The following is a 12,495-nucleotide window of genomic DNA, read 5'->3' on the forward strand; positions in this document are numbered from 1 at the left end:
ATAAAAGTTAACGGGGCAAGGTTTTGGGGATAAGTGACCGAAAATTCAGATAAACAACTCAATTTCCATACTAAAACAGAACGATTTTTTAAAATCCAAGCAATTTTCGAAAATAACTAGAGTAGGACTGACTGACAGGAATTTTATCACCGTTATTCATCAACAGCAAAAATGTTGAATGCGCATCAGGGTAGATCTCCTTAATATGGTTGACATTCACAATAAAAGCCCGATGACAGCGAATAAAATAGTCCTTTGGAAGCAAGTATTCAAATTCCTGGAGAGAGTATTTATGCGTTCCTGAGCATCCTTCAGTGTACACATAGGTCTTTTTATCTTTTGCTTCTAAATACGCAACTTTCGAAAAAGGAATAGGAACCCATCCATCATCAGTTTTGACGGTCACAACAGATTTTCCATCCGTCAAAGCAGGAAAAATCGCAGTGACGCATCCCTCAAGCTTTCCTTCCCAAAAAAACGGAACAGCCATCCCGTGATAAGGAACGCCAAACACATCGCGGTTAATAAACTCAGAAACCTTTTGTTTGGTGTGCAAAGCTTTATACGCAATCGTTCCTTTTCTCACCAAGTCTCCCGGTCTGATTTTCAAATCAATCCGTTTACTCGGCCGGTAATAGATATATTCCTTTGTATTGGAAACAGCAATCGAAACTTCATCAGAAAACAATTCACCAATAACGTCTAAAATGGAAACTACTGAAATACGTTCCATTCTTCAACACCCTTCGTGATCTATAAATATTGCAAGATATTATTATTTTACATCTTTTTTCACCCTTTTTGGCATAGTTCTTATCGAATGCGACTAATATCGTCACCTTTTTCAAATAGTTTACGATAAAAAATACCCGAAATTTCTGTCTATTCAACTTAGTTTATCCTTTGTTCTCACTCTAACATTAGTTTAATAGCACCATAGTCACGAAATCCCGTAAATACCTATATCTTTGACGTTTCATAGCCTCTTTACTTGCGTGTCTGTAAGCACAAGATTCGTTGTTCATCCTTATTAATTTTGGCATTTTTTGACGAGACTTTCTTCAAATAATACCGAATTTATGTAGCTTTCTAAAAATCGATTTAATAGCACCGAAAAGAATATCCACGGTTACAGATGACGTATTAATGTAACGTCTAATTTGGTCAGTAGTAAGATCTCTAAAACCGACAACATCTATAAAATTTTTTCAAGAACTTCAATAATCGGTACTCGTTCGTCCTGGATAGCTTCCGTTTTGTAAATGATCTTAGCGTATTTTAATCCTTCTGCAACCGTCATATAACCGAGATTACATCTACAATCAGATAGTCTTGAAACTACCTTTCTAGCCTTTTTCGCATAATAAAAACCTCCAAAATTTTTCATTTTGGAGGCACGCGTTCTCTTTGATTCAGAGGGACGGAAACCTTGCGAAAATACGTTGTCCATTTTTCGGTAGTTCCCGTCCGTTGAACGACTTCTAAATCGCTCAAACCCTTGTCGCTCTAGGCTTACGCGCTCGGAGGGACTCGAACCCCCGACGGACGTGGTACCGGAAACCACCGCTCTATCCAACTGAGCTACGAGCGCATTTTTCAAATGTCACGAATTATATTATAATCGAATTGAACAATATATGCAAGAATAAATTTTGTTTAATTATCCATCGTGTCAAAATTATTTTGAAAAATTCATTTTTCATCGTTGTTTGAAAAATGAAAAATAAGGGTATGATGGTACATGTATTGATCTTATAAATAATTATATATAAAAGTTTTTTGTTTGACCTTTATTGACCTTTTATGTATGATGGAATAGAAATGACTTTAACTTTGATGCGAGGGAGGAAACATAATGAATTTAATACCGACTGTTATTGAACAGACAAACCGTGGTGAACGTGCTTACGATATTTATTCAAGATTGTTAAAAGACCGCATTATTATCCTTGGTACGCCAATTGATGATCATGTTGCAAACTCCATCGTTGCTCAGCTTCTTTTCTTGGCAGCGGAGGATCCTGAAAAAGATATTTCCCTTTACATTAACAGCCCGGGCGGATCAATTACTGCTGGCATGGCGATTTATGATACGATGCAATTTATTAAACCTGATGTATCCACGATGTGTATAGGAATGGCTGCTTCCATGGGAGCATTCTTATTGGCGGCAGGTGCAAAAGGAAAACGTTTTGCCCTTCCGAATAGTGAAGTAATGATTCATCAACCGTTAGGAGGCGCGCAAGGTCAGGCAACTGACATTGATATTGCAGCTAGACGAATTCTCTCTTTAAGAGATAAATTGAACAGAATTTTATCTGAAAACACTGGTCAGCCTCTTGAAGTAATTGAACGTGATACGGACCGCGACAATTTCATGTCAGCTGAACGTGCAAAAGAATATGGGTTGATTGACAAAGTTTTAACAAAATAAAAGCTGCCTCAAATAGGAAGACAATAAAAAAATAAACATATCAAGCAGACAGTATAAAAATAAACCGCTGCTTCATACCTTCACGCTTTTGAATGAGGAGCAAATGTCAAGAATGATCTTGACAGCAGCTCCTCATTCAACTTTTTGGCCGGAATCGTCAGCTTGACGTTTTCGAAAAGCCGTTAACTGCCGATATTGCTTTAATCTAAGCCCAAAATGCGGATCGAGCCTGATGAAGGATTAAATATGCTTTCGGAGAGCCTGTGTAAACCGTATTTTGCTGAAGTTTTTTTCTGGACACCTGCTGGCAAAAACAAGTGTTATAATCGATTTTTTCATGTTATAAAAGGGCTAGAATCTCTCATTATCCGTTCAGCTGTAAGTCATTCAAACCACAAAGCACGTTTGTTTTTTCTTGAATGTTGATCGCAGATTTATGAAAAAATAGTATTTACACCAAATATATTGCTCGGATTCGCCCCGATCTTTCGCATGCTTTGAATCCAAAAGTTCCAGTTAAGAACCTTCACGAAGCTCTCTCCCAACATAAGATTTATCACAACTTTTCTATTAATGCACTCGAAGCCATTTCGTCTTCATATCAGTTTTAGCAAAAATAAAGCCCTCTTGTGGCTGACAGCGGTTGTTTCCTGCTTTCTCCCACAAGAGAGGCAATATCCATCCATTGATGAATTTTGCGGCAATTTTTTTGTGTGTTCACATTAATTTTCGTTTTGAATGTAGTTGATAAGCGCTTCTAATGCTTCTTCCTCATCGTTTCCTTCTGCGATCAATGTGATCTCAGAGCCGCTGTTAATAGCTAAGCTCATCAACCCCATGATGCTTTTGGCGTTTACTTTCTTTCCGTCTTTTTCGATAAAAATGTCAGATGAAAACCTGTTGGCTTCCTGAACAAACAATGCAGCCGGTCGTGCCTGCAAACCGGTTTTTAACCGAACTTCCACTTTTTTCTCAACCATATTAATCCCTCTCTTCTTAAAAATTTATTTAAATGAAATCGTTTTGCCAGCCCGCAATTTTTCAGCGATTTCATCGATTTTTCTTAATCGGTGGTTGATTCCCGATTTGCTGATTTTCCCGCTGGACACCATTTCACCTAGTTCCTTCAATGTCACATCTTGATACATAACCCGTAATTCTGCAATTTCCCTCAGCTTTTCAGGTAAGGCGCTTAATCCGATCTTTTCATCAATGAATTTTATATTTTCTACCTGCCGTAAAGCAGCTCCAATGGTTTTATTTAAATTTGCTGTTTCGCAATTGACAAGGCGGTTCACTGAATTTCTCATATCACGAACGATTCGGACATCTTCAAAACGCAGTAGAGCTTGATGGGCACCGATCAATGTCAAAAATTCCCCAATTTTTTCAGCTTCCTTTAAGTATGTAATATATCCTTTTTTCCGTTCCAGTGTTTTTGCATTTAAATAAAACGTATTCATCAAACTGCATAGCGAATCGTTATGTTCCTTATATAACGACGAGATTTCCAAATGGTATGAAGAAGTTTCCGGGTTGTTGACGGATCCGCCCGCTAAAAACGCACCACGCATATACGACCGCTTGCAGCACTTTTTTTTCACAAGGTCTAAAGAGATTTGATGGTTATACATAAAATCCTTGCCTAAAATTCGCAAATCCTCCAAAATCTCTTTTACTTGTTCATTCATTCTAACAATATAGACGTTATTCTTTTTTAATCGCATCTTTTTTCGTACAAGCAGCTTGATCGGAACGTCATATTTTTTTTTGATCAGCATGTAAATGCGTCTTGCAATCGCTGCGTTTTCCGTCTGCACATCCAAAAGCAATTCCCGGTTGGAAAATGACACAGTTCCGTTCATTCGGATGAGCGCGGACAACTCTGCTTTTAAACAACATTGTTTTACTTCCAGTGTTGTCAATTCTTTTTTCGTCTCTGAAGCAAACGACATGTTTCCATTACCGCCCTTTCCGATTACGTTTCTTCCAGAAGCAAATTTTTTAAGATGTTTGCCACTTTATTCGTATCATGTCGAATAACATGTTGATCGAAGGAGACCATGTTGTCCTGCACTACTCGAAGTCCCATATCTTTTAGCGCCTCTGCATCGACTTGGACAGGAAAAGCTGATTCTTTCGCGTAGCGTTTTTGTATGTATTCGGGAATAGATCCGTTGTTCACGAGGATCACATCAATAAACGGACAGTTTAAATGATCGTAAAGAGCCTTCACATGATCGCTCGCTGTATAGTTTAGCGTCTCCCCTGGCTGAGTCATGACATTGCATATATATATTTTTTTGGCCGAGGACTTGCAAACCTCCTCGCCAATTTTCGGAACGAGCAAATTCGGTAAAATGCTTGTATAAAGACTTCCAGGCCCTAAAATGATCATATGTGCCTGTCTGATGACATCGATCGTTTCTTGAAGAGGTTTTACATTTTTCGGGGTTAAAAACACCTTTTTAATTTTTTTTCCTGAAAAAGGGATTTTCGATTCCCCTTTCACAACAGATCCATCTTCCATCTCCGCATTTAATACAACGCTCTGGTTCGCTGCAGGCAAAACAGTACCGCGAACATTTAATACTTTACTCATTTCCCGAATGGCGTGCATAAAGTCGCCGGTGATATTGGTCATCGCTGCAAGTATTAAATTGCCGAGAGAATGGCCAGTCAAATCGTTCCCTTTTTTAAAACGATGCTGGAAAAGTTCCTCGATTAGCGGTTCCACATCGGAAAGAGCAGCTAACACGTTGCGAATGTCGCCCGGCGGGGGAATGTTCAGTTCATCACGAAGTCTACCGGAGCTGCCGCCATCATCTGCAACTGTTACAATGGCCGTGATATCAAAAGGGAGCAGCTTTAAGCCTCGAAGCAGAACAGATAATCCGGTTCCTCCTCCAATAATGACGATTTTCTTTTTATCCATAGTTATCGATAGTTTCTCCTTTCAATATCACGATGGGATACATGCACTTTGTAGTTTTTGCGGAAAAAATCCCCTAAATATTCAGCCAGAGTCACCGAGCGATGCTGTCCGCCAGTGCAACCGATTGCAATGACCACTTGACTTTTTCCTTCTCTTTGAAAATGAGGGATCATAAATGAGAGTAAATCTGTCAGCTTCTCTAAAAATTTAGATGTCTCTGTCCATTTTAAAACATATGATGAAACTTCTTCGTCAAGCCCCGTCTTAGGGCGCATATGATCAATATAATACGGGTTGGGCAAAAATCTCACGTCAAACACTAAGTCCGCGTCGATCGGCAAACCATATTTAAATCCAAATGATAAAACGTTCAACGTAAAGGTTTGATCGCCATTTTCTGCGAACTGTTTTAAAATTTTTTCTCTTAATTCTCTTGGCTTTAAGTTGGATGTATCATATACAATTTGCGCACGTCCCTTTAATTCCTCCAGCATTTCCCGTTCAAGGCGGATCCCCTCAAGCGGAAGACCTTTTGGAGCTAATGGATGGGTTCTTCTCGTCTCTTTATACCGGTTAACTAATACTTGATCATGTGCATCAAGAAACAAAATTTGCGGTGCGATCCACGGGATATCATTGATTTCTTCAATTGCCTGATGGAAAGATTCAAAAAATTCCCTTCCCCTCAAATCCATAACTACAGCTACTTTGTTCATTTTCGTTCTCGATTCTTTCATAAGCTCTAGAAACTTGGACAAAAGAGTAGGTGGAAGATTATCGACGCAAAAATATCCAAGATCTTCAAAGCTTTGAATCGCAACCGTCTTACCTGCCCCGGACATCCCCGTAATAATAACCATCTTAATATTTGAAGTTTCACTCATCATTCAAAGCCCCCCGTTTTTTCAAAAGAAAAATATTCAGTAACAGATGTTGAATAGGAAATATCGGGATTTATTTTTTTGATCTGATAGCTTTTTGATCAAGGATGAGAAGAGTCAAATCATAAATTTATTTAGCGGAAATTTTGAAACTGGCATGTATATCCTCTTCTCTGAACCTTGGCTTCGATTTTCTTGCAGCTGAAGTTTTCTTTATTGTGGATCGAGCCGATAAGACAAAAGCTCATAATCAGGTGTATAGATGAATGTTCCATACATGATTCCTGACCCTTTAATCATATATTCAATAATGTGGTAGTCGCCCGCAGCCATCGGCAATTGTTTAATTTCATCAATCGAGTGCCATTTCAGCTTTCCTTCCTCAGTTTCCAAAACATTTTCCCCGTTAAATTGTGTTGCGAAAAATGTAAACATCATCCATTCTTGAACAACCTTATCTCCATCTTTGACAATGATCGTGAAAATCCCTTTAATTTTTGGATTTATTAAATAAATTCCAGTTTCTTCTCTAAATTCTCTTACAACAGATTCTTTTATCGATTCCCCTTGCTCCATTTTCCCTCCAGGGGCTACCCACCAATTCCGGCGCGGTTTTTGAAGCAAGAGCAGCTGACCTTCATGAACAAGAACACAATTTGTAACCCTTTGCAAAGCAAGTTCACCCCTAGGTTGCGGTACATAAAAAATATTTATTCCTTTTATTATACAATTAAATGCTATAGTGTCTCAATGCGCATGCTTTCCTACTTTATCATACGTTTTTTCTCTTTTAAAGGTTTCAAAAGAAAAGGTGCAACAAAAAAAGGAGCATGGGAAGGGTTGCCCATGCTCAAAAGTATATATTATAAAAGGGGGTCAATTACTACTTTTATAGTAACTGAATTTTATTTCATTGATGTTACAGCACAATTAAATCATAGTTACGATTTTGTTAACAATTTTAGGCATTTTTTAATTTCTCTTTTAATTCTTCAATATAATGTTGAGCACTTTGGGCAGCAATGCTTCCGTCGCCAGTTGCAGTTACAATTTGCCGCAAAGATTTTTCCCGAATATCTCCTGCCGCAAAGATGCCGGGAATTTTCGTTTCCATGTTTTCATTTGTTTCAATATATCCTGCTTCATTTGTAATTCCGAGATTTTCAAAAGGTTTGGACAGCGGCACCATGCCAATGTATACAAATACACCGTCTATCTCTTTTTCTGTTTCTTCATTTGTTATCGTATTTACGAGCGTGACTTTGCCAACCTTCCCGTCGACTTCATGAATTTCTTTTACTGTATGATTCCAAATAAAATCAATCTTTTCATTATCAAAGGCGCGCTGCTGCAATATTTTTTGGGCGCGCAATTGATCGCGGCGATGAACGATTGTCACACTGTTCGCAAAGCGGGTTAAATAAACTCCTTCCTCGACAGCAGAGTCTCCTCCGCCGACAACAATCAAATCTTTTCCTTTAAAGAATGCTCCGTCGCATACAGCACAATAAGAGACGCCTCGTCCGCCCAGTTCTTTCTCTCCAGGCACGCCGAGCTTTTTATATTCGGCCCCTGTAGCGATAATCACTGCTCTTGCTTTATATTCTTTGTTGCCTGTTTTGACGATTTTATATTCGCCTTCATCGACAATTTCCTTCACATCTCCATATTCGTATTCAGCACCAAATTTTTGAGCATGTTCAAACATTTTATTTGATAGCTCTGGACCTAAAATATGATCAAATCCAGGATAGTTTTCAACATCTTCCGTATTGGCCATTTGTCCTCCAGGCACGCCTCTTTCTATCATTAAAGTAGAAAGGTTGGCGCGGGATGTGTAAACAGCAGCTGTCAATCCTGCAGGTCCTGCTCCGGCAATGATACAATCATAAATTTTTTCTTCAGACACGAGACTCACTCCTCATCATATGATCCAATAAATAATACAAAATTATTATTCCCTACAACATATCCTATATAAAATAAATGTCTCGTGCTATTTATTTGCTCACATTTTCAATTTTTTTGCGACGCGCACGTATTTAGACAGCGTAGCTTTGCTGATGTTAAAGTGATTGGCCGCGCCATCTTGTGTGATGTTTTTTCCTATCTGTTTCATCCATAAATAATAGACAGCTGCTGACCATGCGTTGACATTGCGAAATTTTATATCGAACTTGAAGGCATTTTTGAAAAGCCGAAACCAAAATAAAACCAATTCTTTTCCTTCTGACGTTTTGTCCATTAAACTATCGGCCACATGGAAAGCGAAATGAACAGCATGAAAACCTGTCGGCCTTTTGCCATTTAAAACGCTTAAAGCATATTGAACAGCTTCTCTTTCAAGACGAGTTTCAAACTCCTGTTCATTTACTAAATACGCTCGTTCATCCATTTTCATTGCGAAATAGATAGAGAGCAGCCGCTCCGGGACTTGATTTTCCATTTCGTTTAGCCCTTTCATATTCCACGGTTCAGAGCCTTCCTTCCGCGGATTTAAATACAGAACCTTCTTCCATATTTTTTTAGCAAAGTCATAGTGTCCTATAAAATAAGAAGAGTATGCGAGCCAATAATAAAACGTGTCATCCCCCTCAAACCCTTTTCGATACAAGGCATGGAGCCTCTTGAATGCATGAGGATAAAAGCCGATGAGTGCAAACGTCGCCCCCAGTTTATATTGGTGCTCTGAAACAAGCGGATAAACTCTTTTTAGTTTTTCAACTAGCATGCTTATGCTCGCTTCATCACCTTCATAATAAAAAAATACAAGCAAATTGCATAAAGCATGCAAATTCCCTGGATTTTTCCGGAGCACAAGGGAAATCATGTCCTTCGCTTTTTCCACTTCCCCAAGGTAAAAATAGGCAAGCGCCAAATTATTATAAGCGGACCAAAACTCTGGGTAATCAGCTATAATCTCTTTTAAAATGGAAATAGATTCTTGAAACTGTCCATTCTCAAGCAAAGAGCGCGCTTTTTCTTGCTTCACGATTAGATCATCCGAATGCTCAGCCTCTTCTTCCATTTCGATCATTTCAAGAAGATCGCTGTTTTCTACGGAAAATATGCCTTGCGGCGCCTTTTCCTTATATATCATTGCATGTTTATAAGCTTCGTGAAACAAGCCGAGATGAGCATAATTATTTGCAAGAAAATAATAGCATTCTACCGAATGAGGGTGAATATGTTCAATAATATATGTTAATAGTTCGTTTGATTTTTGAAACTTTCCTAATTCGGTATAAATGCTGGCCAGCCTGCAAATCATTTCTTCGTTATACGGATCCAGATCTACTGCCCGCTTGACGAATTTTGAAGCCGACTGCAAATCGCCTTTTTGATAAGCCTTTAATCCCCAGCGATAAAACGTTGCACTGTCTTGGAAAAACGAAACAATTTTTGAATCTTCGTCTTTTTTTACTTTACGGTTTCCCACTCAAACCCTCCATTTCACTTTATTTGCCGAGGGATAGTATACCATATCTTATAAATAGGAAAAACCTATTTTTACTCGCGATTATTTTTCATGTCTTTCTTTTAAAACTGTCAATACTTCATCGAGCGGAAGCTTTTGCTCGCGCAGCAGAACAAGCAAATGAAATAATAAATCCGCGGCTTCCCATTTCAGCTCATCATGGCTGCGGTTTTTTGCTGCAATAATGACCTCTGAAGCTTCTTCTCCAACCTTTTTTAAAATTTTGTCCAAGCCTTTTTCAAACAAATAGGTAGTATAAGAGCCTTCCGGACGCTCAGCTTCACGCTCAGCAATGACGGCCTCCAGCTTGTTAATAATATCAAAACGGCTACCGTCCACCTGGCCGCCATTTTCTTTTGAAAAACAGCTGTATTGTCCTGTATGGCAGGCCGGACCATTCGGGATTACCAGCACGACAAGCGCGTCCTTGTCACAGTCATAGCGTATCTCTTGAACAGTTTGTGTATTGCCGGACGTTTCTCCTTTATGCCAAAGTTTTTGGCGCGAACGGCTGTAAAACCATGTTTCCTTCGTTTCCAGAGTTTTTTTTAGCGACTCTTCGTTCATATAAGCTACTGTTAACACTTCTTTGCTAACAGCATCTTGAACAACCGCAGGAATAAGTCCATTTTCATCGAATTTGAGTTCTGCTATGTTCACCGTATATTCACCCCTTCTTTTTGCAAAAATCTTTTTACTTCTTTGACTGATGTTTCTTTGTAATGGAAAATGGAAGCTGCCAGCGCTGCATCCGCTCGGGCATCGCGAAAAACTTCAAGAAAATGCTCAGCATTACCGGCGCCGCCGGATGCAATGACTGGGACGGGAACTGCCTCGCTTACTTTTTTGGTTAAGTCAATGTCAAAGCCGGATTTTTCTCCGTCCTGATCCATGCTAGTCAGCAAAATCTCGCCAGCACCTCTTTTTACAGCTTCCTTTGCCCACGCCACGACTTCCCATTCGGTCGCTTTTCGTCCCCCGTGCGTATAGACGCGGTGGCTTCCGAGCTGCGGATCGTATTTTGCGTCAATCGCTACCACAATGCACTGGCTGCCAAAGTAATCAGCTCCCTCCATAATCAGCGAAGGGTTTAATACAGCAGAAGTGTTAATGGAAACTTTATCCGCACCAGCACGCAAAATTTTTTTCATATCTTCCAAAGAGTTGATTCCGCCTCCGACCGTAAAGGGAATGGCTAATGTTGCTGCTACTCGTTCGACAACATCAATCATCGTTTTTCTGCCTTCATGAGATGCGGAAATATCTAAGAAGACAAGCTCATCTGCTCCTTCTTCATCATAAAATTTCGCTAGCTCCACTGGATCGCCCGCATCTTTCAACTGGACAAATTGCACGCCTTTGACGACACGTCCGTCCTTAACATCTAGACAAGGAATGATGCGTTTCGTAATCATAGCCCATTCACCTCATGGATAGCATCGCGGAGGCTGAACTTTTTCGTATAAAGCGCTTTTCCGACAATAGCGCCTTTCACTCCATCCTGTTCATATTGCTTTAACTTTTTCAAATCATCAATGGAGCTTACCCCTCCGGAAGCGATGACTGTTTTTCCAGTTGCTTTTGCCATTTCCACAATCGCCTTGACATTTGGTCCCGAGAGCATTCCATCTGTTGCAATATCAGTAAAAATAAATGTTTCTGCACCGCTTTTCGCCAGTTCTTTTCCAAGATCAACCGCTTTAACTTCGGACGTATTCAGCCAGCCTTCTGTTGATACATAGCCATTTTTCGCATCGATACCGATTGCGATTCGGCCGCCGTATTCAGCCAGCATTTTTTCAACAAATGACCTGTTTGAAACGGCAGAACTGCCTAAAATAACTCTGGAAATGCCGTTTTCCAAATATTCGTATACATCTTTTTCTGTGCGAATGCCGCCGCCAACTTGTACCTTTACTTTTAGCTCTTTTGCCACTTTCAAAACATGTTGATGGTTCACGCGGACTCCGTCTTTTGCCCCATCCAAATCTACCATATGAATCCAGTCAGCACCTTCCTTTACAAACGACTCGGCGACAGCAAACGGTGAATCTCCGTAAACCGTTTCTTTATTGTAATCGCCTTGAAGCAGCCGGACGCATTTCCCTCCGCGCAAATCAATGGCAGGAAAAATAGTAAAACTCATCATTAGCTCACATCCTTGATACAAAAGTTAAATAGTTTTTCAAGATGGCTAGTCCCAGCTTGCCGCTTTTTTCCGGATGAAACTGGCAGCCGAATACATTTCCACTTCCTACAATAGCCGGAACCGTCACACCGTATGAAGCGCTAGCGACCACAACGTCCGGATCGTTTACGACCGCATAATAAGAATGGACAAAGTATACGTAATCTTCTTGAAGACCAGTTATAAGAGGATGATCTCGTTGAAAAGCCAGCTTATTCCATCCCATATGCGGGACTTTTACATTTTCTCCTGGAATTCTTTTTACTTGGCCGTTTAAAAAGCCGAGTCCTTCAGTCCAGCCGTGTTCTTCGCTTTCGTTGAACAAAAGCTGCATGCCAAGACAAATACCTAATAAAGCCTTTCCCTTTTGCACTTCGTCCTTCAAAAATTTATCTGTTTTTGTTTCCGTTAAAATAGCCATCGCGTCTTTGAATGCGCCTACTCCTGGCAATATATAAGCTGTTGCCTTTTCAAGCTCGTTTAAATCACTTGATACAAAATATTCCGCATTCATGCGTTCCAAGGCTTTCGAGACGCTGTATAAATTCCCCATGCCATAGTCGATCACGCCAATCATTT

General features: G+C 39.8%; 14 protein-coding genes and 1 tRNA gene. 1 reads left to right on the forward strand and 14 read right to left on the reverse strand.

Features of this window, described 5'->3' with window-relative positions:
- Window positions 1-88: 88 nt before the first annotated feature.
- From FB379_RS05305 to FB379_RS05315, 3 genes are all read right to left on the reverse strand, one after another.
- Window positions 89-733: a LytTR family DNA-binding domain-containing protein gene (locus FB379_RS05305; protein WP_066249117.1), complete on the reverse strand. Its 645-nt coding sequence runs from the start codon at window positions 731-733 to the stop codon at window positions 89-91.
- Window positions 734-1,195: 462 nt separating this feature from the next.
- Complete coding sequence (locus tag FB379_RS05310; protein WP_144597314.1) at window positions 1,196-1,387, reverse strand: hypothetical protein; 192 nt, start codon at window positions 1,385-1,387, stop codon at window positions 1,196-1,198.
- Window positions 1,388-1,515: 128 nt separating this feature from the next.
- Window positions 1,516-1,591 (reverse strand) — tRNA-Arg (locus FB379_RS05315).
- Between the two features lie 264 nt (window positions 1,592-1,855).
- Between FB379_RS05315 and clpP the strand changes: the two genes are divergently transcribed.
- Window positions 1,856-2,434 carry an ATP-dependent Clp endopeptidase proteolytic subunit ClpP gene (clpP, locus tag FB379_RS05320; protein WP_063389160.1) on the forward strand — a complete coding sequence of 193 codons (579 nt, stop codon included), beginning with the start codon at window positions 1,856-1,858 and terminating at the stop codon, window positions 2,432-2,434.
- A gap of 722 nt (window positions 2,435-3,156) precedes the next feature.
- Here clpP and FB379_RS05325 read toward each other — a convergent pair.
- From FB379_RS05325 to hisH, 11 genes are all read right to left on the reverse strand, one after another.
- On the reverse strand, window positions 3,157-3,414 hold the full coding sequence (locus FB379_RS05325; protein ID WP_063389161.1) for an HPr family phosphocarrier protein: 258 nt from the start codon (window positions 3,412-3,414) through the stop codon (window positions 3,157-3,159).
- Window positions 3,415-3,438: 24 nt separating this feature from the next.
- On the reverse strand, window positions 3,439-4,389 hold the full coding sequence (whiA, locus tag FB379_RS05330) for a DNA-binding protein WhiA (RefSeq protein ID WP_063389162.1): 951 nt from the start codon (window positions 4,387-4,389) through the stop codon (window positions 3,439-3,441).
- A 23-nt stretch (window positions 4,390-4,412) separates the two neighbouring features.
- Window positions 4,413-5,369: a gluconeogenesis factor YvcK family protein gene (locus tag FB379_RS05335; RefSeq protein ID WP_063389163.1), complete on the reverse strand. Its 957-nt coding sequence runs from the start codon at window positions 5,367-5,369 to the stop codon at window positions 4,413-4,415.
- Between the two features lie 2 nt (window positions 5,370-5,371).
- Window positions 5,372-6,253: an RNase adapter RapZ gene (gene rapZ / locus FB379_RS05340; protein WP_063389288.1), complete on the reverse strand. Its 882-nt coding sequence runs from the start codon at window positions 6,251-6,253 to the stop codon at window positions 5,372-5,374.
- A 210-nt stretch (window positions 6,254-6,463) separates the two neighbouring features.
- A complete protein-coding gene (locus FB379_RS05345) occupies window positions 6,464-6,922 on the reverse strand; it encodes an 8-oxo-dGTP diphosphatase (RefSeq protein WP_063389164.1) in 459 nt (152 codons plus the stop codon).
- Window positions 6,923-7,211: 289 nt separating this feature from the next.
- A complete protein-coding gene (gene trxB / locus FB379_RS05350) occupies window positions 7,212-8,159 on the reverse strand; it encodes a thioredoxin-disulfide reductase (protein ID WP_144597317.1) in 948 nt (315 codons plus the stop codon).
- Between the two features lie 99 nt (window positions 8,160-8,258).
- Window positions 8,259-9,689, reverse strand: a complete 1,431-nt coding sequence (locus FB379_RS05355; RefSeq protein ID WP_144597319.1) for a tetratricopeptide repeat protein — start codon at window positions 9,687-9,689, stop codon at window positions 8,259-8,261.
- A gap of 81 nt (window positions 9,690-9,770) precedes the next feature.
- Window positions 9,771-10,388: a bifunctional phosphoribosyl-AMP cyclohydrolase/phosphoribosyl-ATP diphosphatase HisIE gene (gene hisIE, locus FB379_RS05360; RefSeq protein ID WP_144597321.1), complete on the reverse strand. Its 618-nt coding sequence runs from the start codon at window positions 10,386-10,388 to the stop codon at window positions 9,771-9,773.
- Complete coding sequence (hisF, locus tag FB379_RS05365; RefSeq protein ID WP_063389168.1) at window positions 10,385-11,143, reverse strand: imidazole glycerol phosphate synthase subunit HisF; 759 nt, start codon at window positions 11,141-11,143, stop codon at window positions 10,385-10,387. The genes hisIE and hisF overlap by 4 nt, the downstream gene beginning before the upstream one ends.
- Window positions 11,140-11,877 carry a 1-(5-phosphoribosyl)-5-[(5-phosphoribosylamino)methylideneamino]imidazole-4-carboxamide isomerase gene (gene hisA, locus FB379_RS05370; RefSeq protein WP_063389169.1) on the reverse strand — a complete coding sequence of 246 codons (738 nt, stop codon included), beginning with the start codon at window positions 11,875-11,877 and terminating at the stop codon, window positions 11,140-11,142. The genes hisF and hisA overlap by 4 nt, the downstream gene beginning before the upstream one ends.
- Window positions 11,878-11,881: 4 nt before the next feature.
- On the reverse strand, window positions 11,882-12,493 hold the full coding sequence (gene hisH, locus FB379_RS05375; protein ID WP_063389170.1) for an imidazole glycerol phosphate synthase subunit HisH: 612 nt from the start codon (window positions 12,491-12,493) through the stop codon (window positions 11,882-11,884).
- Between the last annotated feature and the right edge of the window lie 2 nt (window positions 12,494-12,495).

Origin of the sequence: Aeribacillus composti, assembly GCF_007827555.1 — a bacterium.
Lineage (GTDB): Bacteria > Bacillota > Bacilli > Bacillales > Aeribacillaceae > Aeribacillus > Aeribacillus composti.